A 21,233-nucleotide genomic window follows, 5' to 3' on the forward strand; every position below is an offset into this window, starting at 1 on the left:
TCTGACTACAAAATCTACCCGGATTCACCCGCGTTCCGGAAAGAGCGCTTTCAGACCCTCTGGCGATGGCGTGGCTATGCCGCGTTCCGTAATGAGGCCGGTGATGAGCCTCGCAGGCGTGACGTCGAAGGCGGGATTGGCGGCAGGGCTGCCTTCGGGCGAGATGCGCACGCTGGCAATCGAACCGTCGGCGGCGCGGCCCTGCACGAAACTCACCTCGTCGGCAGTGCGTTCCTCGATCGGAATTTCCTTGACGCCGTCATGCACCGTCCAGTCGATCGTGGGCGAAGGGAGCGCGACGTAGAAGGGCACGTCATTGTCGCGCGCGGCAAGCGCCTTCAGATAGGTGCCGATCTTGTTGCAGACATCGCCATTGGCCGTGGTGCGGTCGGTGCCGACAATCACCATATCGATGTCGCCATGCTGCATCAAATGGCCGCCGGCGTTGTCGACGATCAGCGTGTGCGGCACACCGTGGCCATTCATCTCCCACGCCGTCAAATAGGCGCCTTGGTTTCGCGGCCGTGTCTCATCGACATAGACATGAACGGGAATGCCCGCCTCGACAGCCATATAGATCGGTGCCGTCGCGGTGCCGTAATCGACGGTCGCAAGCCAGCCGGCATTGCAATGGGTGAGGATACGCACGGGCTCGCCGGGTTTTTTCTTCGCCGCGATCTCGCGGATCACATCGAGGCCGTTGGCGCCAATGGCGCGGTTGAGTTCGATATCCTCTTCGGCAATTTCCGCCGCTCGCTTGTAGGCGGCGTCCGCGCGGTCGGCTTGCGGCAGCGGGCGAAGATGATCGCGCATCGCATTCAGTGCCCAGCGCAGGTTGATGGCGGTCGGACGGGTCTCGTTCAACTCTTCCCAGACCGAATCGAGATGGGTATCTGATGGATCCCTTGCCATGGCGATGGCCATACCATAGGCCGCGGTGACGCCAATCAGTGGTGCGCCACGGACCCACATATCCCTGATCGCGACGGCGACATCGGCAACGGTCTTGAGCGTAACGACGCGGAATTCGTGTGGCAGCCAGCGTTGGTCGATGATGTCGATGGAGCAGCCATCCTCGTTGAGCCAGATCGTACGGTAGTGGCGTTCTTCGACTTTCACGCGATGATCTCCTTTTCAAGCCGCTCCACCATTTCGCGGATGTCGCGAAGACTGTGGATGCGCTGCCGGTTGACGGCGAGGTGACGCCCGAGCTTCAGGGCCTTGCGCTCGCAGGAGGCGCGGCGGTCGGGGTCGGCGATGGTTTCGAAATCGGCATTGTGAGCAAGACCGAGGATGCGGCGATGGATCTCGATGCCGGCAAAGCCCAGCATTTCGTGCCAGACCTCGTCGATGACGATGGAGAGAGCCTGTTCGGCGGCGAGCGGGTCGTTGCGGTCCTCGAAGAGGCTGGCTTGATAGAGAATGCCCTTGCGCTCCGTGCGCCACAGATGCGCGAATTCGGCACGGAACGTTTCCCACAGAGTATCGATCGTATCGAGCAGATAGGCGCGCATATTGTCGCGTGCACCGGGCGATGCTTCATGGCCGGTCTGCGAGACGTAGCTCATCCAGAAATTGGCGATCAGCATGCCGACGTCGAAGCTGATTGGGCCATAGAAGGCAAATTCCGGGTCGATGACGCGGGTTTCGTCTTCGGTCACCATGACAGAGCCGGTATGCAGGTCGCCGTGGCAGAGCGTCTCTGCCTTGGCGGAGAAGAGATGCTTCAGCCTCTGCGCTTCCACCTTCAGATCGCGGTCGGCGCGTAGTTCGGCGACGATGGTGTCGAGCTGCGGTGTGGTGTGGCGGTTCAGCTCCGCTTCGAAATAGGGATCGGAGAAGACGAGATTTTCGGTGATGTCGCAAAGCTCGACATTGTCGGAAAAGAGGGCCACATCCGCCTTCTTCTCACGCGTCGGCATGGAAAGATCGGAGCCGCGGAACAGTGTGCGGGCGGCAAAGAGACCGAGGTCACGGCCGATCTTCGGCAGCTGTCGCCCCTCAATGAGCGCGCGGCGCAGGATCACATGCGGCGTCAGGAATTCCATGACGATGATGGCCTGTCCCTCATCGAAAAACAGGATCTCCGGCACCATGCCGGGATCGCGCGCGCCCTGGCGCTTCAACGCGTGATATTCGAAGAAGGAACGCTTTAGCGGCAGCGGCCAGCTCTCGCCGACGAGCCGCACATAGGGCAGCGCCTGCTTGACGATGACGGCCCCTGTCTCACCTGTGACGATGAAGACCAGATTGAGGTTTCCGTCGCCCACTTCCTTGATGGTCCAGCGAGACGAATCGGCACCGATCCATTCTTTCAGGGCGGCGTTCTCGCCCAGCCGAACTGGCAATGTCTCGGCGCTCAGCGCCTCGAAGACTTGGCTGTTCATGTTGTTCTCCTCCTGCCGCATGGGGCAGTCGCCTCCGCTTGCCGCCATACCGTTCTTGCCCACAGCTAAGGCATCATTCTGTCAAATGTCAACGGCCTTGACATTTGACGATAGCCTATCCTAACGTGGCGTAATTGGGAGGCGGAAATGAGCGAACAGGCAGTGTTTCGCATTGATGGCGTGCGCAAATCCTTTGGGCCGGTCACGGTTCTCCAGGGTGTTGACCTCGACCTCAAAGCAGGCGCAGTGACGGTTTTGATGGGTGCCAACGGTGCCGGCAAATCCACGCTCGTGCGCATCCTCTCCGGCGTTTACACACGCGATGCCGGCACGATCACGCTGGCTGGCGCTGCCTTCGAACCGGCAACGCCGGCTGAGGCGATCCGCGCCGGTGTCGTCACCGTGCACCAGAACATCAATGACGGGGTGGTCGCCGATCTCGACGTCGCAACCAATCTGACGCTCGACCGGCTGAACGGACGCGGTGCTCGGCTGTTCTTCAATCCGCGCAGGGTGCGCCGCGAGGCTGCCGCCGTCGCGTCGCGCATGGGTCTTGCCATCGACCTCACCGCCAGTATCAACGACCTGACGCTGGCCGACCGCCAGATGGTGGCGATCGCGCGCGCCATGGCGCATGAGCCGAAGGTGCTGATCCTCGACGAGCCGACCTCGTCTCTATCGAGTGCGGAGGCCGACCGCCTGTTCGACCTTATCGATCGCCTTAAGGCGCGCGGCGTTGCTATTCTCTATATTTCGCACCGCATGTCGGACATCCGCCGCCTTGCCGACAGCATCGTCGCATTGCGAGACGGCCGTATCACCGGCCGATTCGAGGGGCCCGATCTCGACTATGAAGGCGCGGTCAACGCTATGCTCGGTCGCAAGGTGTCGGCCAGTGTCGTCGCGGTGCGTGACGCAGACCGGCCGATCTTCAGCGTGCGCGGCCTCAAGCTTTCTGACCAGACGCGATCGTTCGACTTCGACCTAGGTGACGGCGAGATCGTCGCTGTCACAGGCCTTGTCGGCGTGGGCAAGACGGCGCTCGCCGAAACGCTGTTTGGCGCCCGCGCGCCGGCGGCCGGGGAGATGATGCTGGACGGCAAGCGCTATGCGCCGAAAACGACGGGACAGGCAATTTCCCAGGGAGTCTTCCTCGTCGCCAAGGATCGCGCGATCAGCGGCATCGTTCCGGATTTCAATATCTACGAGAATATCAGTCTGCCGTTCCTGCGCCGCCTCTCATCTCTTGGCATTGCCAGCCGTCGGGCCGAGAAAGTCAAGGCACGCCAGCAGATCGCAGAACTCGGCGTCGTCTGCCGCACCGAGCGCGATGAGATGCAGACGCTGTCTGGCGGCAATCAGCAGAAGGTCATGGTCGGCCGCTGGCTGTCCGAACCGTCGCGGCTCCTCATCCTCGACGAACCCTTCCAGGGTGTCGACATCGCTGCCCGGCGCGACATCGGCGCGAAACTGCGCGCGTCCTCCGCCGGGCGCAGCACCATTCTTTTCCTGACGGAACTCGACGAAGCCTTCGAGGTCGCTGACCGCATCCTGGTGATGTCGGAACAGGCCATCGTGGGTCAGCATCGCAATGCCGACATCGATGTCGAGCGGCTGCTCTCCGAGATCGCCGGGCAATTCTATCAACAGGTCAGTGCATGATGACGAGCGAACAGAGCAAATCCGCCGCGCCCACGGGCGCCGTTCCACCGGCCGCCCTCAACATCCGGGAAACCGCGATCAAATACGGCTTCCTCGTGCTGCTCGTTGGCATGGTGCTGTATTTTTCGCTGGTCACCGGAGGCTTTGCCTCGCCGCAGAGTGCGGTCTTCATCCTGCAATCCGTATCGATCACCGGGATTCTGGCGCTAGGCGTGACGGCAACGCTCGTCGTGGGCGGCTTCGACCTTTCCATCGGCTCCGTGGCCACCACGGCTATGATGGCCTCGTCCTATGTGATGGTTGTGATGGGCGGTGATGCGCTGACGGCAACACTCGTGTGCCTTGCCGTTGGCGTGCTCGTCGGCTTCGTCAACGGCATCATCATCGTCTACATGCGCGTGCCGGATTTGCTCGCCACGCTCGGCATGATGTTCCTCCTGCTCGGCCTCCAGCGCATTCCGACCGAAGGGCGTTCGATTGCCACCGGCATGACGCTGCCCGACGGTTCGACGGCGACGGGCGCTTTCAGTCCGGCCTTTCTTGCGCTCGGCCGCCATCGGTTCGATTTCATCCTGCCAAATCTGGTGCCGGTCTCTGTGGTCGTGCTGATCGTGCTTGCGATCGTCATCTGGTTCTTCCTCGAATATACCCGTTTCGGCCGCATGATGTATGCCGTCGGGTCCAACGAACGCGCTGCAAGCCTCGCCGGTGCGCCGGTCAACGCCTACAAGATCTCGGCCTACATCATATCTGGCGTTTTTGCCTCGATCGGCGGCATCCTGCTGGCCGCCCGCCTCGGGCGCGGCGATATCGCCTCGGGCAACAACCTGTTGCTTGACGCCGTCGCCGCCGCACTCATCGGCTTTGCCGTGCTTGGCGCGGCCAAGCCGAATGCCTTCGGCACGGCCATCGGCGCCCTCTTCGTCGGCATCCTGCTACAGGGTCTGACGATGATGAACGCGCCTTACTACACCCAGGATTTCATCAAGGGCGCCGTACTCGTGATCGCCCTGATCTTCACCTTTGCGCTCTCGAAAAGAGGCAAACGCTGAGGCGGGAGCCCTTAGCGGACAACAGAAATTCACCAGTGGAGGAGACTGATATGAATTTTACGCGTAGAACCCTGGGCAAGCTGACGCTGGGGCTGATGGCCGCAACCTCGTTTGCCTTGCCATCGTTTGCGGCGGATATGCCCAAGCCATTCGACAAGCCCGGCGACGTCAAGATCGCGCTTGTGCGCTATCTCTCGACCGGCGACTTCTTCCAATCCTACCTTGCCGGCGTGGAAGCGCAGGCCAAGGCACTCGGCGTCCAGCTTCAGGTCTTCGACAGCCGCCAGGACGCTGCGCTCCAAGCCGACATGGTCGATCAGGCCATCGCGCTCGGCGTACAGGGCATCATCATTCAGCATGGCCTGACGGAATCCATGAAGGAAGCCGCCCAGCGTGCGGTCGATGCCGGCATCAAGGTCGTTGCCTTCGACGTCAATGTCGAAAATGACAAGATCCCGCAAGTCGAGCAGTCGGACCGCGACCTCGCCCGTCTCGCCCTTGAACAGGCGGTCAAGGACAATGGCGAAAGCTTCAAGGCCGGCTACGTCTATGTCGCGGGCATCGCGCCGCTCGACCGCCGCGACGAGACCTGGAAGGAGTTCAAGAAGAAATATCCCGGCATCAACGAGGCCGCCCAATTCGGCACGATGGACAACCCGATCGCCAACTCGGTTGCCAATCAGGCGCGTTCGGTCATTTCGGCCAATCCTGATATCACCGTGATGTTCGCTCCCTATGACGAATTCGCCAAGGGCGTGAAGATCGCCGTCGACGAAGCGGGCCTGTCCTCCAGCGTCAAGATCTATTCGGCCGACATCTCGACCTCGGACATCGCCGCGATGCGTGAGTCCGGCTCGGCGTGGGTCGCAACGGCTGCGACGAACCCGGCCGTGGTCGGTCAGGTCTCGATACGCTCGCTCGCCATGCTGCTTGCCGGAGAAGACCCGGGCAAACAGGTCATCGTACCGCCGACGCTGATCACCCAGAAAGACCTCAACGATCAGGACATCAAGAACATGGAGCAGCTCGGCGCCAAGCTGCCGCAGTTCGCCCATGCTGATGTCGCCATGCCTAGCTGGATGCCGAAGCCCTGATTTCCGTATGTTGGAACCAAAGAGGGGCGGCCCATCGGGCCGCCCCTCTTTGCATATGCGGCTAAAACGAAAGCGGGGCAGTTGCCTGCCCCGCCTGGAGATTAGCGCATCGCCGCTGCGATGTTGCCGCCATCGACCGTGGTGACATCGGCGGTCGTCCGTTCGGCAAGCGCGTGATGTATGAAGGCGCGCGCGACGTCTTCCGCCGTCACTTCGAGGCCGAGCAGGTTGCCGCCCATATATTCCTTTACAGAAAGGCCGCGGGCGGCCGCGCGGTTGGCAATCATCTCATCATTCAGTAGGCCGGAGCGGATGCGGTCGGCATTGACGGCATTGACGCGGATGTTATCGGCGCCGTGCTCGAGCGCATATTGGCGCGACAGGAAGAGTGTCGCCGCCTTCGGCAGGCCGTAGGCACCGAATTTCGCTCCGGGATTGACCGCCTGCTTGGAGGCGTTGAACAACAGCACACCGCCGGTCTTTTGCGTCTTCATGATGCGCACGGCATTTTGCGCGACCGTCTGATGGGCGAAGAAGTTCAACTCGAAACTCTTACGCAACAGCGCGTCATCCATCGTGGCGATCGGGCTTTCCCAAGCGGCACCCGCGTTGGAAACGACAATATCCACGCCGCCGAAGGTGGCGACCGCCCTGTCGAAGGCGGTACGAACGGAGACGGGGTCGGTGATATCACAGGCGATGCCGATGGAATTGTTGCCAGCCGCCTTGGCGACCGCTGCTGCCTTTTCACCGTCTAAATCAAGTGCCACGACATGCGCGCCCTCGGCGGCAAATGCCTTGACGACGGCCGCACCGATGGCGCCAGCCCCACCGGTAACCACCGCCACCTGTCCGGTAAACGGCTTCGGCTTGGCGCCAGCGAGCTTTGCCTGTTCCAGCGACCAATATTCGAGATCGAAGAGATCGGGCCGACTCACCGGCTCGAAGCGGCCGATGGATTCGGCGTCGCGCGCCGCCTCGATCCACATCTCACCGACATCGACGGCGATCGTTGCATCCTTGAAGGTCCGGCCATGGCCGAACATGCCGAGGCCCGGGACCAGAGTCAGGCGCGGCATCGGATCGAGCATGATGCGTTTGACGTCGTCGCGGGCATCGTTGCTGCGGAAGTATTCCGTGTAGTCGGCCGCGAAGGCGGCAACGTGCTGGTCAATGACTGTGCGGTAGCTCGCCAGGTCGCTCTCGGCCGGTGCCGGCAGCACCATCGGACCGGTCTTGATGCGGATCGAGAGGTCAGGTGTCGAGACGCCCCGCGCGGCCATATCCTGAACTTCAGCCGCATTGACGAAATCGAGAATGGCCGAGGACGAGCGAAAGACGCTGACCATTCGATCATAGCGCCCTTCGCCCTTGTCTACGGCCACTGCGCCACGCAGCATAGGGGCGATATCGGCCGGGCTTGCGAGCTTTGTGGGCAGAGTGGCTGGAGTGAAGGGGTTGCGGCCGTTTTTCTTGACGTGGTTTTCCGCGACCGTGACGTAATGGATCATCCGCTCATAGGCTTCCTTGGCAGTGTCGCCGAAGGTGAAGATACCGTGTTTATCGAGAATCAGACCCTCGACCGTCGGGTCTTGTTCGAACACTTCGGCGGCCGCCTTGGCGAGTGCGAAACCCGGCATGATATAGGGCACGAAACCCATTTTCTTGCCGAAGAGTTCGGCGCTCATCTCACGGCTCTTCGCTTGGTCGGCGATGGCAAGAATGGCGGTCGAATGGGTGTGGTCGACGAATTTGTGCGGCAGGAAGGCGTGTAGCAGCGCTTCTACGGAAGGATTCGGCGCACCAGGGTCGATGAGATTGGCGCGCAGCAAAGTGACCATATCCTCGTCGGAGAGCTTGTCGAGCTTGCGGCTCTTGAGGAGCGCGGTGATCTTCACGGCGGGCAGGCCCGGCGGCTCGATCGTGCCCATGTCCCACCCGCTGCCCTTAACGCAGAGCACGGCATGAGTATCGCCGACAAGGTCGGTCACTTCGGTCTTTACGGAAGTGTTGCCGCCGCCGTGCAACACCAGCCGCGGCTCCCCGCCCAAGAGCCGGGTCGTATAGGTGCGCAGCGCCAGATCGCGGTTCACGCCCTTGGCGGCGTAGCCGGCGACGACCGTTTCGGCTTCGTCGTCGCGCCAGAGATTTTCCATGTTTTCATCCTCCCGATAAACCGGTCCAGCCGGCATCGGCGGACCCAAAGAATTGGTTCAAACCTCGCCCGAGCTGCCCTTGGCCGTACTCCTACTGTCAAGCCGTTCCCTGGACCAGCGTTCCAGGATGCGGCGCGCCATCGAGGTGGTCACGACCAGATGCGAGGCAAAACCGCCCTTCAAAGCGGCCATCAAAGGTTCGAACTTGTTGTCTTCCTGCACAACCAGCATTCGCTTCTCGATTGCCCTGATAGAATCAAGGTCGGCGGAAATGCAGCGGCGGTTATGGTTGCAGTCCATCCACTGGCCGTCGTGATCGATCAGCTGGCCGGCAATGACGCCGGCCGCTCCGTTTTCACCCATGGCGTGCATGTCGGCCGCCGACAACGCACCGCATTTGACAAGATGGCTGTCGTCCTCGATACCGCCGACGGAATAGAGTGCAAGGTTGCAATCCGAGATCGTTGCCAGCTGTTCTTTGATAACGGGCTCACCGCGCAGCTCCTCCGCGAGACGTTCGGAAGACAGGACGAGCGGCGCGTAGAAGTTGATGCCCTCGGCATTCAGACGCCGGGCGATTTCCGTAGTGCACTGGTCGGGACGATAGGAATAGGGTGCGCCGAGATTGCCACAAAGCTGCACGACGGTGACGCCGCGAAGGTCCGCAAACGGCATGACATCGGCGATGTGGTAGACGGTCCTTCCCCAAGCAACACCCACTCTGTCGCCCTTACTGAGCAGTTCCAGGAAGACGGATGCTGCGACAACAGGCATTTCCGACGCGGGGTCCATTGCCTGACGGTCCTCGGGCACAAGCCATGCCGTGCTCAAGCCTGTAGCATCCTCAAGTTCCCGCGCCAGCACGTCGTCCGAGAACAATTCCGAGGATGTCGAAATGGTCACGATGCCCATCTCACGCGCCTTGCGGAGATACATGGCGATAGATGCACGGGAAATTCCGAGCCGCTGCGCCACCTCATCCTGCCGCAGGCCATGCGTATAGTACAGCCAAGCGGCTTTGTGGATGATCTGGTCGTTGGCTCGGATTGGCATCAGGGCTCCATCTGTCGATACCCTGACATTAGTCAATACGCCTGACAAAAGTCAACAGATGGCTTCATGCTATAGGGATTCGACCAGTGGCGTCTCACGGCGCTTGGAACCCGGGACAGAAGAAAGATACGAGGCGGCGGAAGTTTGGCTGTTCAACAGGCGTGGACCGATCGGCAAGGTCTCTCGCATTGTGATGGCAACTGCTCCGATTAAGAAATGGACAAGCCGCAAACCATAGTAGTTGCGGCTTGTCCACTCACCTCTCTCGCCTGTGTCCGGAGTCTATCGAACGTGTTGGATCAGCTGCCCGGCGGGTTTGTATTCCGGGTTGGAAGGAGAGCCGAGCAATGACGCCGGATGAAGTCCCATGCCGAAATTTGCAATTCAAACATCGACATGGATTTTCCGAGCTTGCGATACTCAGTGAATATTGCAGCTGAGAACGAATGCATCATTGCAGTTTCTCCCCCTTCTAACGACAGGCCGTTGCCGGCTAAGCGGCTTTTCGTTTCAGCCTGATGGCGACAAGCAGTGCGATGATCATAGCAAAAACGACGATGTTGATGAGGCTTGAGAGAGCGTAAAGCTCAGGCTTGACGCCGTAGCGAAGCGCTCCCCAGGCGACAGACGGCATGGTCGGCGTTGCCCCCAGAAGGTAGAAGGACACATCCAGCCCGTTTAGGGACAGGACGAATGCGGTGATCAGGCTGCCCATGATACCCGGCCACGTGATTGGCAGCATGATCTCGAAGAAGGAACGCAGAGGCGAGGCGCCGCAGACGATCGCCGCTTCATTCATTCGCCAGTCGTACTTGTAGAGCATCGCCGCCATGATCAGAAAGCAGAAGCTGAAACAATGCACGGCGTTCGCAATGATTGCAGTCAGCATGTTCCCCTGAAGTTCGAATAGCATGTAGTAAAGCGCCATACTCGAAATGCCCAGGAGGATTTCGGAAACGAACAGAGGTGCGGCGAAGAATATGGCGTAAATCAGCGCCCGCTTGCCAGCGAACCGCAAAACGCCAACGGTTGCGAGAAAGCCAAGCACGGTCGACAGAACCGCTGTGCAGGAAGCAAGCAGCAGACTGTTGAGGAACGCGCTTTGGTAGACGGTGTTGGTCGAGAGGCGGATATAGCTCGCGACGTTGAACTCCGGCGGGTATGGAAAATTTGGACGCGTCGAAAGCGACGCGAACAAGATATGGACGATAGGCATATAGAGGAAGGCGAAGACCACGACGAGGAAGACTGCCAGCGTCCATTTGATGAGTGAATCTGTAAAATTCGGGTTCATGTTATTGTCTCCCCAATCCCGTAAAGCCAGTTCGGCGGAGATCCACGCCATAACTCAGGATCGCAAGCGCAATCGCCGAGAATAGGAAGAGAACGACACCCATAGCGGCACCAAGAGCCCAAGTCCCTGACTCACCGAATTGCTGAGCCATGGACATGCCATACAGCGTGCCGTTGGGTCCGCCGAGGAAGCGTGGCACCAAGGAAGCCGAGAGGGTCGGGATGAAGGCGAGCATGAAGCCGACAATCGTACCAGAGAGATTGAGCGGCCAGACGACCTCGGTAAAGATCCGGAACCGGTTGGCGCCACAGGCGCTGGCGGCATGAGCGAGCCGGAAATCAAAGTTGATCAGCGACAGGTAGATCGTCGTCACCACCAGCGGCAGATGCAGATAAATGAAGGCGATGAACGATGCCGCATTGGAATACATGATCATTCGAAGAGGTGCTGCCCCCATGCGGATCAAGGCGCCGTTGACCAGCCCCGCAGGGCCGAGCATGCCCTGCAGCGCGATGAGGCGGAGGACCTCGCCCGACAGGAAGGGTATGACCAGAAGAAGCGAAAAGATGATGCGGTAGCGCCCCCCGTAACGAACGATGAAGTAGGCAATCGGCCAGGACAAGGCCACCAGCGTGACAGATACCCCGATCGCCATGACGAGCGAGCGGAGAAAGAAGGTGATGTAGGCGCGCTCCGTCGCAAGCGTACCGTAGTTCATCAATGTCCATTCATGGACGATCTTGTAGTTCTCGGTCTGCCAGAAACTCAGTGTCACCAGCGCCGCCAGCGGCATGACGAAGAAGAGCAACAGGAAACCGGTCGGGATATCGAGAATGAGGCGGCGCTGGAGATTAGCGTCTTGCATCGTCAGCTCCGTCCTTGAAGATATGGCAATCGGCCGGGTTCCACGAAAGCAGGACTCGTTCCCGGATCGGGATCGGATCGTTCCGCTTCGGCTTGACGGCGATTACCGTGTCGCCGCGATCGGTTTCCAGCACATATTCGAGAAAGGGCCCGCGCAATACGACGTCCACCACCGTGGATGGAATGCCCACGCCGCCATCCTGCTTGCTGGATATGTCAAACCGTTCGTTCTTGACGAAAATCTCGACTGAATCGCCCGGCTTGAATTTGTTGTCCGGCGGCAGCGCGAATTCGTAGTCATGTCGGGCGAGACGTACGGTTGCCCCGTCAGGTTGGACGACACCTTGAAACTTACTCGACTTGCCAACGAAACGAGCGACGAACGGTGTCTGCGGGTGATCGTATATCGCCTGCCGCTCACCAAGGGCTTCAAGCCGCCCGTTATTGATGACCGCGATCCGATCGCTCATCGAGAGCGCTTCCTCCTGGTTATGCGTCACATAGATGAAGGGAATACCGAGCTGTTTCTGGTATCGCCGGATTTCGATCTCCATCTCCTGCCGAAGTTCGCGGTCGAGATTGGCCAGTGGCTCGTCGAGAAGCAGGAGCGTCGGCCGTGCGACAAGGCCTCGGCCAAGGGCAACACGCTGCTGCTGACCGCCCGAAAGCTGGCTGGGATAGCGGTCCAGCATCGTGCTCAGCGACAGGATGCCCGCCACCCATTCAACCCGTTCCTCGATCTCGGCCTTGGCCTCGTTGCGCATTCTCAGGGGAAAGGCGAGATTTTCCCTTACGGTCCTGTGCGGAAAGAGCAGAAACTCCTGGAAAACCATACCGATCCCTCGCTTGTGAGGCGCAAGCTCGGTGACGTCCTTTCCCTCGAAATGGATACGGCCTTCCGTCGGCCGATCAAGACCGGCAATAAGGCGCAGCAAAGTGCTCTTGCCCGAGCCGCTCGGCCCTAGGATGGCGATGAATTCTTCCTTGGAGATGTCCAGACTGACGTCGTCCAGTGCTTTGAAGGCGCCATAACGCCGCGACACCTTGTCGATGCGGATATAGGAACTTGTGTTGCTCATGAGATTTCCTGCGTTACAGGCGGCCCGGGCAGGAAACTGCCCCGAGCCGCCCTACCCCCGGGAGGATGAACTGATCGATCACGCTGCCTGAACGTTCGACCAGACGCGTTCCCACTTTTCAGGCGAGGACGGCTGATCGAACATGAAGAGGTCGGCGATCTCGTTTGAGCGATCCATCAAGAACAGCTTACGTTCCGTTTCATTGGAAATAGAACGCAGATCGACGGTCGTTGAGCAGCCAGCCACCTCGCCGATCTTCTTCATGACCGTGGGCGAGATCATCAGATCGATGAAGCTGTTGCAGAGGTCGAACTTCTTGCCATCCTGAACGCCCGATGTGACCAGCCAGGTGTCCACCCAGCCAAGGCCGCCTTCCTTCATCTTCAGCGCATGCCGGAAGTCGACGGGCGCCGCTCCTTGCGCTTCGGCCGTCAGCAACTGCCGGAAGACCTGAGCGAACTCGGTTGCGGCGACGACGGCGCCGCTCTGCAGAAGCTGGAAGAGAGTAGGATTATCCTGGTATCGCGTGAGCAGCAGGCTCTTCTGCTGGATCAAAAGCTTCTCGACCTCCGCAAGCTCCTCATCGGACAAAACATACGGATTGAACGGCTTTCCATCGGGGCGGGGCTTGTCGCGGCTACCTAGGCGCTCCGTCACCAGAAGCGCCGCGAGCGCAATGTTCTCCTCGAAGCGAGCGCTGGTCGACAGCATGCCTGAGTAGTCGGAGCTGAACATGCATTCGAGCGTCTCGGTTCGTTCCGGCTGGACCTTGCCGGCGTCATACGTAATCCCATAAGCACCCCAGCAGAATGGGAAGCCGATTTTTTTGCCGGACTGCGGATCGGAAAGCACCTTGAAAACCTCGGCTCCAAACTCCGGCAGATAGCCCGACGAGTTAGGGACCTTTGAATAGTCCACCTCCCGCAACAGTCCTTCGCGGAAGTATAGCTGCGGCCAAAATCCATCCGCCTGCACGAGGTCGAATTCTTTCGAGCCGCCAACGCGCAGCTTGTTGTAGGCTTCCGAGTTGCCATCGAAGAAGGAAGGAACGAACTTGACCTTGTTCGATTCCTCGAAGGCGGTAATCTGGTCGGGAAGAAGATAGGCTTCCCACATCAGCGCACGAACCGTATCCGGAGCGGCCCAGGATGGGCGCACGAACGGTGCAGCGAGCGCCGTAGCGGCGCCAGCGACAAGAATGCTTCTGCGTGTGAGCTTGGTCTCAAACATGTAGGAATTCCCCTTCGTTGTTTTGGTCGTCATGTTGCTTGTATTTAAACAATAATGGTCTGTTGCCACTTGGATCACGTCAGTGGCAAGGCTGCGCGTTCTGATGGCTTGATGACGTCATTGATACGGACGTTTGTGGCGCCGGGGACTAGTGGCGGGCGCCAGTACCAAGCCTCCAAAATCGTGACGATCCGTCATTTTTCCAGTACGCGCCCATGCCCTTCCTTCACTGTGATTAAGAACCAGAAAGCCACTGGCAACAAGGACGATTGGCGAATTGATTAATTCACACAACTTATCAATACTCCATATTTCGCCGCCACACTGCGATGCCGCCTCGACCTGTTTTCATAGGTCGCTCCATCACGTCGACAATTGACAACAAAGGGTTCGCAAATTTATCATCTCTGCTTATGAATATTCAGTTGCGGCATATAAAGTCATTCATCGTCGTCGCGCAGGAGAAGAGCTTCTGTCGGGCGGCGGAGCTGCTTAACGTTTCGCAGCCAGCCCTTTCTCAGACCATCATTCAGCTGGAGACAAATGCGGGATTCCCGTTGTTCACACGCACAACACGCGCAGTCAGCCTGACGCCATTTGGCGAACAGATGCTGGCAAAAGCACTGGCGGTCAGCCGGTCTATGGACCTTTTCCAGGAAGAGGCACGGCGGGTCCAGTTGGCCCTCAAGAGCGAGCTGCGCGTCGGCTTCATGATCGGCACGGCAGTGGAGTTTATACCGGCGATCGTCAAGGAATTCGAGCGGGTGCGGCCAGGCGCAATCCTCAAACTAAAGGAATACGATTTCTCGGATCCGAGTGCCGGTCTGATTTCGGGCGAGGTCGACTGCGGAATCATCCGCCCTCCGATTGGGGAGGACGACATCAATATCGTTGAAATCACACGCGAGAAGTGCGTCGCCTGCCTTCCGACTGGACACCCGCTGGCAGCTAAGAAATCCGTTGTTCTTGCGGATATACTGGACGAGCCATTGATAGGTGCTCCGACACCGGGAAAATGGAGGGACTACTGGCTCGCGGGAGAATATCGGGATGCGGAGCACCCGGCGCAAGTCGTGCTCGAGGTTGCAACCGTCGAGTCCGAACTGCAAGCCGTCGCCATGGGACGCGCCATCAGCATCACGGCAGATAGTACGGCGCGATACTACGCCCGCCCTGGCGTTGTATTCCGTGACATCACAGACATGCGAGAATGCATTATCGGGATTGGCCACCGCGGTTCTCCCACGGCGCTCATGGCTGACTTCATTGACGTCGTCAGGCGTATTTCGTCATCGATCTGACGGGAACTGGGAAAAGACAGGCCCGAGTGCATCGTATAGCTGACAAAACAGTCGATATTGCATGTCGGCTTCTGGATTTTGCAAATTCGGATAGTAAATCGTCTTCATCTCGACGCAGTGTTTTGCCGCCTCTTCATAGGTCGTATAGAACCCGCAGGACACCGCGCCGATGATGGCCGCACCGAGACTGGGAGCCTCTTCTTCAGCCGGAACTGCAACCGGCATTCCGCAGATGTCGGCCTTGATCTGGGACCACAAAGCCGATTTTGCGCCTCCGCCTGTCGAGATGATTTTCTCGAAGGCAATGCCCGACGACTGCAGGTTCTCGATGTTCTTTCTCAAAAGGCAGGCAACGCCGCACATGATGGCCAGGGCAAAGTCATAAGCGTCGTGTGCAATGGTCGCGCCGAAGAACACGCCGGTCGCATTGGGGTCGAACTCGGGTGGGTTTACGCCGGTCAGATAGGGCAAAAACGTCAATCGTGGATCGACCGTCTTTCGGCTGCATCGCGCATCCACATCTGCAAAGGAGATGTCGGGTAAAAAAGCGCTCTTGAACCATTCGAGGCTGATACCACCGGATTCACATACCGGAAGATAGATGTAGCTGCCTTTGAATGGCCCGCAATAGACTGGCACAGCCGTAGCTGCCGAAAACGGGTTTTCGACCAGGGTTGCGATCGACGACACTGTCCCCGCAGACTCGCTTACGATACCATTCACGGTGTTACCGGTACCGATCATGGCGGCGAAGTGATCCAGCGTCCCCGCGTTGACGACACAGTCCGGCGGCAATCCCGTCATCTCCCGCATGTCGGGCCGGATTTCCCCAATCACGGAGCAAGGCTCGACGAGAGCCGGCAGCTGGGAGACATCGACCCCGCAATACTTGAGGGGCGCTTCCCAATAGGTTTTGTTGACGATGTCGAAATAATGAGAGAACGGATAGATGGAGTGCTCGCCGACGAAATGGCCAGTCAGCCGGAAGATGATATAGTCCTTCAGGAGAAGGTACTTCGCAGCGTTGTTGAAGCATTCCGGCTCATGATGCTTTAGCCAAAGGATCTTGGTGAGCGGCCAGGTGGGAATGATCTCCGGCTGCCCTGTCACCTGATAGCATGTCGTCTTGTCGAACAGCGCCGACAGTTCATCGCATTCGCTTCGGGAGCGCATGTCCAGCCACGAAATGCCGTTTCGAAGCGGCTCCCCGAGCGCGTCCGAAACAACCAGCGATTCCGCCTGCCCGGTGATGACCAGTTGCTTCGGATGCCAGTCTGCAGCCGCCGCCGATTTTTGAACGCAGGACCGGATCAGACTGACGATATCGCTGAAATACTGCTTGGCATCGAACTCGATGAAGCCGTCCGCATGAATATAGGCTACGGTTTTGCTTTCCAGCGCGATCTGTCTCAGATCACGCGTGTAGCAGGCAACCTTTATGTTGGTTGTTCCCAGATCGAGGCTGATGATCCCCATCGGTGGCACAACTCCTTCTTCCACGATATTGTCGTCAGCCGGCTGCCCTTTAGCGTGGCTTTCGGCTCCGCTATTCGCCGACGATCTGCACCCGAACCGTGCGCTCCCGTGGCCGGGTCTGGTCCAGATCGGCAAAATAGATCCGGCCGAACTCACCTAGGGTCATTTTACCGTCCAGCAAGGGAATGCTTTCCGAGCGGCCGAGCAGGGAGGAACGGATGTGGCCATCGGTATTCAGGCACCAGGCATTGAGTTCGCCGCGAAGTTCGAAGGCCTGGCTGGTGTGATACGGGCCCGGATGGAGATACTGCCCTTCATATTTGCAATCGGGAATGATCTTCTCCAGGCAATTGATCGTGTCCTGGAGAATGAGGGGGATCTTCGCATAGGTCTCCCCCTCTGAATCCTCCTGGATCAGCACGCTGCAGCTGGTGTGCTGGCTGAACACGACCACGATGCCATCCTTGATGCCGGCCTCCGCAACGATCGAAGCGACCTTGTCGGTGACGTCTTCGAAATAGATGCCATGAGGCGAATTGACCGGTATCGTTTTATGAAACACGGGCATGCGTCCAACTCCTTTAATCTGTGGTTCTTTCGCGGTGCGCACGGCTCATCGCCTCAATCATCCGCGACAGCATGTCCTTCGGATCCGCGGCACGCATGATGGCGCTTGTCGAGCCGGTGCCATCCGCACCGGAACGAATGATCTGGTAGACGTCATGCTCGTCGGTGATGCCCGCCCCGTGCAGCACAAGAATGTCTTTGCCCACGGCCCGCACGGCCGCGTTAATTCTTTCGACCTCCAGCGCATCGTCGTCGCTGCGTTTGCCGCCACCGATGAGGGCCGGAGATTCCGCCAGCACCATATTGGGCTCCAGCACCGCCACCGCCGCGCTCTCAGCGACGGTGGCGGCGCAAACCAGCGTGGCAAGCCCGACCTCGTCGGCGCGGCGGATCGTTTCGTTGAGAACCGAAAGGCTCAACGGTTTTTCCGCATGGTTCAACAGAACGCCGACGGCGCCGGCCTGCTTGAGGGCTTCGGGCAACACCGCACCGACACCCCGGCCAACCGGATTGGCATCCATGTGCTGGGCAAAGACCTTCAAATGCGTGGTCTCGTGCGCGATCCTCGAAATATCGGTGTACTGCGCCGTAAAAATGATATCGACACCGAACGTCCGGCACAGCGCATCGGCGTGGAGCGCCAGATCAAGCGCTTCGTCGCCATGCATGTAGACCTTGGGGCCGATCTCGAAATAGGGCGCCTTCAGCTTGAACGGCCTGAACATAACTCAGATCCTGGCGAGAATTCTGTTCAGGTAGTCGGCAGCTTCGGGCAAGGTCACATCAGGCCTCCCCATCGTGCTGCATTCCAGGCTGATGAACTTGTCGTAGCCCGTTGCCTTGAGGGCCTTCAGGCCACGCTCCCAGTCAATGCTGCCCTTGCCCGGCGTGCACCGATTGTTGTCGCCCAGATGCACATGCCGGATTGAACCCGCGACCGCGGCAATGGCGTCGGCGATGTCGGCTTCTTCGATTGACATGTGGAAGAAATCCGGCAGGACACCCACCTCCTTCATGTCGAGCTTCGCAGCTACGCGGGCGCAGTCGACGATGCTGTTCATGTATGGGCTTTCGTAGCGGTTTATGCCTTCCAGAAGGACGGCCGCCTCGGTGCCTGCAACCGCTTGAGCAATCTCCCTGTATGCCGCCAGGAAATCCTCCTCCTGCTCTGGCGTCATTTGCTTGTAGACGTCGAACAGAGGCAGAGGATCCTGAGGGCCGAGCAAATATTCGATTTCAGTGATTGCGCCGATCTTGGCACATACTTCCGCCGCTTCGATATAGAGGGCCTTCGTCGCAGCCCGCTCGTCCGCATTGTCGCTCATCAGCTTTCCGGCTGCGGGGGACATGAAGAGAAACTCGCAGGGAACGACGCCGGTGTTGTTTTCAAGCGTCAGCAGTTCCTGGAGCTTCTCGTCGTTCCAGCCCGCGTGGTCCGCGAATACGGTCACGCCCCTGTAGCCCCAACGCCGAAGGAGATGTGCTTTCTCGGTCAACGTCTTTCCGGGGACCATGATATTGGTGCACGATAAAATCATTTCATTCCCTTCAGGACTTCATGGTCCATGCAGCACGCTCAGAAGCAGGTGTAGGCGCCGTCAACGATGAAGTCGGAACCCGTCGTGAAGGAGCTGGTATCGCCCGCCAGATAAACGGCGATCGATTGCAGTTCTTCCGGATTGCCCATGCGCTTGATGGGCGAAAGTTCGTTCCATTGATCGATGAGCGGAACGAGCGCCGGCGAGTTGAGGGTCATTTCCGTCGCCATGTAGCCGGGGCTAATCGTGTTCACGCGAACGTTTCGCGTTGCCCATTCCACGGCCATCGCCTTGCACATCTGAATGACCCCGGCTTTGGATGCCGCATAGGACGCTTCACGCTGAGGAACATTGACGATATGCGCGGACATCGACGCCGTGCAGATGATGGAGCCCTTGCCCTGCTTCAGCATGACACGCCCAGCAGCCTGTGCGGTGAGGAACGTACCGTTGAGGTTGACCTCGATGATCTTTTTCCAATCCTCGTAGGTGTCATCCTCGACAGCGACCTCGTTTGAGATGCCGGCATTGCAGAATGCGATATCGAGCTTGCCGAACTCCGACAGGATGCGATCGATCATTTCGCTCACCTGCTGAGGGCTGGTGATATCCGTCCTGATCGCTATCAATCTGTTTGAGGTCGCCGATGATATTTCGGCACATGTTTTTTGAGCCTCATCCAGATCGAGGTCGACGATAGCGACTTGTGCTCCGGCTTCGGACAAGGCCGTCGCAATGGATTTCCCGATGCCCCTCGCGCCACCGGTGACGAACGCGATCTTGCCGTCCAGCCGCATTTTTTCAAGAATACCCACAGTGAACCTTTCCCACAGTGATTTCGCCGTCTGCCCGTAGGCAAAAGGCTTTGCGAATTACGTCGTACGACCTTCCGGGCTCGGAAATCGGCGGATCAGATGGCAGGCACCAGGCGCGAAGACGCGCACCACCCCATGCCGTCATCGGTGAGCTCGCCATCGATGAATTTTCATACTGCTCATATTTTGGTGGCGGGCGTGGTAACCGGCCGGCCATCTGACCTGGCCAAATTATGCATGCGGCGATGGTGCCAACAATGACGAAGAGTGGAATGATTGATTGGCCGAGATTATTAATTAAGTGTCACGCTGGCGCGCATGACAGCACCTTTCTCTTGCATTTAATTAGGCGCCATATTATACGCCGCCATATGATAGAGCTTGAACAAAAGCACACAGCATTGCTTCATGAGGCTCAACGCAGAGGCCAGCACGGCGTCGAGAATATGCGGCTATGTTTCGAGGTCCTCGCGCTGGCCGCAGCCATCGACAGAGCTTGTGCGCACAGGCTGGCGCCGCACGGTCTGTCGGAAGGCAAGTTCGTGCTTCTTTTTCTCCTCCACGAAAAAAAAGACGGGCTATCGCCGCATGAACTGGCTGCACGGGCTGGCGTCACACGAGCGACGATTACGGGGCTACTCGATGGCCTTGAGCATGGTGGCCTGGTTGCCCGTCGGCCCGATGCCGTGGATCGGCGCAAACTTGTGATCTCTCTTACCACAGCAGGAGAAGCCTTGGCGCTTGACCTCTTCAACGAGCACAGCCGCTGGATTGCATCGCTTTTCAAAAACTTTGACGGCCCAAGCCGCAATACGCTGAGCGGTCTTTTGCAACGAGCACGGCTCAACGTCGATGCAGATACGGCGACGCAGCAACCTCTATGAACCACATACGCAAAACACGCACTGCGTTCACGCATTCCGCATGAAATGACAATAGAAAGGCGTTCGAATGACTTACTACCTTGCCGAACTTTATAGTCCCAGACCTGCCTGGCTTGCATTGGATCAGGCCAGCCGCGGCGAATTTTTCGAGACTGTCGGCGCGGGAATGGCGCCCCTCATCGCGCGGGGCATCGAGCCCCTTGCCTCGGGCGAAGTCGAAAGCACCGCACTCCATTCCGCATCGCAGCAGTTTTTCGCATTATGGCGTGCCCCCGATCAAGCGAGTATGGACGCGCTTTTGTCAGCAATTGCAGACACGGGATGGCATGAATACTTTGAGACCATCAACGCAACGGGCGTCGGCGGCGACCTTAATCGGCACTTGGGACAACTTGCAGCCGCGTAGCTCCGCCTCAGCACGGCAGTTGACCGCCCGCGACCTTATGGTGGCGGGCCTCTATCTCATTCATAGAAACCGCAACGTTACCGATGCAAACCCAGACCTCGCTGAGGCGGCGAGGCCATGTCAGCTGTGCGCAGCTGGCTGGCATACTCGCGTGAGGGATCCGCGGGTAAAATTGATCCAGGCGAACAGGAATTCTGCACTGAAGCCAGTCAGATATACGAGACCGGCCGGATAATGGGCGGCGCGGTTGCATCGATGCGTCTGCGTGGCGCTCTTCCCATCCGCAACCAAGCGAACTGGAATAATCGCGAATCCAGTCAACGCCCGTGAGAGTTCCGAAACTAAATCGCATGGCAGGCCGCATCACACCGCGTG

General features: G+C 58.9%; 19 protein-coding genes. 6 read left to right on the top strand and 13 right to left on the bottom strand.

The annotated features are described in order from the left end of the window. Positions 1 to 24 precede the first annotated feature (24 nt). Both mtnA and mtnK read right to left on the bottom strand, forming a co-directional pair. Complete coding sequence (gene mtnA, locus MKI86_RS14040) at positions 25 to 1,119, bottom strand: S-methyl-5-thioribose-1-phosphate isomerase (RefSeq protein ID WP_241601527.1); 1,095 nt, start codon at positions 1,117 to 1,119, stop codon at positions 25 to 27. Then, entirely contained in the window at positions 1,116 to 2,387 is a 1,272-nt protein-coding gene (gene mtnK / locus MKI86_RS14045; RefSeq protein WP_241601528.1) for an S-methyl-5-thioribose kinase, read from the bottom strand. The genes mtnA and mtnK overlap by 4 nt, the downstream gene beginning before the upstream one ends. Positions 2,388 to 2,534: 147 nt before the next feature. Between mtnK and MKI86_RS14050 the strand changes: the two genes are divergently transcribed. Genes MKI86_RS14050 through MKI86_RS14060 form a run of 3 tightly spaced genes read left to right on the top strand, consistent with a single transcriptional unit; the run spans position 2,535 to position 6,195 of the window. Then, positions 2,535 to 4,049, top strand: a complete 1,515-nt coding sequence (locus MKI86_RS14050; protein WP_241601529.1) for a sugar ABC transporter ATP-binding protein — start codon at positions 2,535 to 2,537, stop codon at positions 4,047 to 4,049. After that, on the top strand, positions 4,049 to 5,101 hold the full coding sequence (locus MKI86_RS14055) for an ABC transporter permease (RefSeq protein WP_241601590.1): 1,053 nt from the start codon (positions 4,049 to 4,051) through the stop codon (positions 5,099 to 5,101). The genes MKI86_RS14050 and MKI86_RS14055 overlap by 1 nt, the downstream gene beginning before the upstream one ends. A gap of 50 nt (positions 5,102 to 5,151) precedes the next feature. Beyond that, positions 5,152 to 6,195 (top strand): substrate-binding domain-containing protein, encoded by a 1,044-nt coding sequence (locus MKI86_RS14060; RefSeq protein WP_241601530.1) that lies wholly within the window; start codon positions 5,152 to 5,154, stop codon positions 6,193 to 6,195. Between the two features lie 101 nt (positions 6,196 to 6,296). On the opposite strand, the gene MKI86_RS14065 is transcribed toward MKI86_RS14060, so the two are convergent. The 6 genes from MKI86_RS14065 to MKI86_RS14090 all read right to left on the bottom strand — a co-directional run bounded on the left by MKI86_RS14065 (position 6,297) and on the right by MKI86_RS14090 (position 13,949). Beyond that, positions 6,297 to 8,351, bottom strand: a complete 2,055-nt coding sequence (locus MKI86_RS14065) for a bifunctional aldolase/short-chain dehydrogenase (RefSeq protein ID WP_241601531.1) — start codon at positions 8,349 to 8,351, stop codon at positions 6,297 to 6,299. 57 nt (positions 8,352 to 8,408) lie between these two features. After that, positions 8,409 to 9,404 (bottom strand): sugar-binding transcriptional regulator, encoded by a 996-nt coding sequence (locus tag MKI86_RS14070; RefSeq protein WP_241601532.1) that lies wholly within the window; start codon positions 9,402 to 9,404, stop codon positions 8,409 to 8,411. A 493-nt stretch (positions 9,405 to 9,897) separates the two neighbouring features. Continuing rightward, positions 9,898 to 10,698 (bottom strand): ABC transporter permease, encoded by an 801-nt coding sequence (locus tag MKI86_RS14075; protein WP_241601533.1) that lies wholly within the window; start codon positions 10,696 to 10,698, stop codon positions 9,898 to 9,900. A 1-nt stretch (position 10,699) separates the two neighbouring features. Further along, the gene (locus MKI86_RS14080; RefSeq protein WP_241601534.1) at positions 10,700 to 11,563 is read right to left on the bottom strand and encodes an ABC transporter permease; all 864 of its coding nucleotides are present in this window, start codon (positions 11,561 to 11,563) and stop codon (positions 10,700 to 10,702) included. Then, the gene (locus MKI86_RS14085; RefSeq protein ID WP_241601535.1) at positions 11,550 to 12,641 is read right to left on the bottom strand and encodes an ABC transporter ATP-binding protein; all 1,092 of its coding nucleotides are present in this window, start codon (positions 12,639 to 12,641) and stop codon (positions 11,550 to 11,552) included. The genes MKI86_RS14080 and MKI86_RS14085 overlap by 14 nt, the downstream gene beginning before the upstream one ends. A gap of 78 nt (positions 12,642 to 12,719) precedes the next feature. Next, positions 12,720 to 13,949: an ABC transporter substrate-binding protein gene (locus tag MKI86_RS14090; RefSeq protein WP_241601536.1), complete on the bottom strand. Its 1,230-nt coding sequence runs from the start codon at positions 13,947 to 13,949 to the stop codon at positions 12,720 to 12,722. Positions 13,950 to 14,284: 335 nt separating this feature from the next. On the opposite strand from MKI86_RS14090, the gene MKI86_RS14095 reads away from it, so the two are divergent. After that, the gene (locus MKI86_RS14095) at positions 14,285 to 15,172 is read left to right on the top strand and encodes a LysR family transcriptional regulator (RefSeq protein ID WP_241601537.1); all 888 of its coding nucleotides are present in this window, start codon (positions 14,285 to 14,287) and stop codon (positions 15,170 to 15,172) included. Here the strand turns inward: MKI86_RS14095 and MKI86_RS14100 are convergent. From MKI86_RS14100 to MKI86_RS14120, 5 genes are all read right to left on the bottom strand, one after another. Continuing rightward, a complete protein-coding gene (locus MKI86_RS14100) occupies positions 15,161 to 16,648 on the bottom strand; it encodes an FGGY-family carbohydrate kinase (protein WP_241601538.1) in 1,488 nt (495 codons plus the stop codon). The two genes, MKI86_RS14095 and MKI86_RS14100, sit on opposite strands and share 12 nt — an antisense overlap. 70 nt (positions 16,649 to 16,718) lie before the next feature. Then, a complete protein-coding gene (locus MKI86_RS14105) occupies positions 16,719 to 17,258 on the bottom strand; it encodes a secondary thiamine-phosphate synthase enzyme YjbQ (protein ID WP_241601539.1) in 540 nt (179 codons plus the stop codon). Next, complete coding sequence (locus MKI86_RS14110) at positions 17,230 to 17,940, bottom strand: triose-phosphate isomerase (protein WP_241601540.1); 711 nt, start codon at positions 17,938 to 17,940, stop codon at positions 17,230 to 17,232. Before MKI86_RS14110 ends, MKI86_RS14105 begins: the two co-directional genes overlap by 29 nt. 3 nt (positions 17,941 to 17,943) lie before the next feature. After that, positions 17,944 to 18,711 carry a sugar phosphate isomerase/epimerase family protein gene (locus MKI86_RS14115; protein ID WP_241601541.1) on the bottom strand — a complete coding sequence of 256 codons (768 nt, stop codon included), beginning with the start codon at positions 18,709 to 18,711 and terminating at the stop codon, positions 17,944 to 17,946. Positions 18,712 to 18,791: 80 nt separating this feature from the next. Next, positions 18,792 to 19,568: an SDR family oxidoreductase gene (locus MKI86_RS14120; protein WP_241601542.1), complete on the bottom strand. Its 777-nt coding sequence runs from the start codon at positions 19,566 to 19,568 to the stop codon at positions 18,792 to 18,794. Positions 19,569 to 19,939: 371 nt separating this feature from the next. Here MKI86_RS14120 and MKI86_RS14125 point away from each other — a divergent pair, with 371 nt between their 5' ends. Together MKI86_RS14125 and MKI86_RS14130 are read left to right on the top strand one after the other, a co-directional pair. Then, positions 19,940 to 20,452, top strand: a complete 513-nt coding sequence (locus MKI86_RS14125; RefSeq protein ID WP_241601591.1) for a MarR family winged helix-turn-helix transcriptional regulator — start codon at positions 19,940 to 19,942, stop codon at positions 20,450 to 20,452. 67 nt (positions 20,453 to 20,519) lie between these two features. Then, positions 20,520 to 20,858: a DUF6616 family protein gene (locus tag MKI86_RS14130; RefSeq protein ID WP_241601543.1), complete on the top strand. Its 339-nt coding sequence runs from the start codon at positions 20,520 to 20,522 to the stop codon at positions 20,856 to 20,858. Positions 20,859 to 21,233 lie beyond the last annotated feature (375 nt).

Source organism: Shinella sedimenti (genome assembly GCF_022601905.1).
Classification (GTDB): domain Bacteria; phylum Pseudomonadota; class Alphaproteobacteria; order Rhizobiales; family Rhizobiaceae; genus Shinella; species Shinella sedimenti.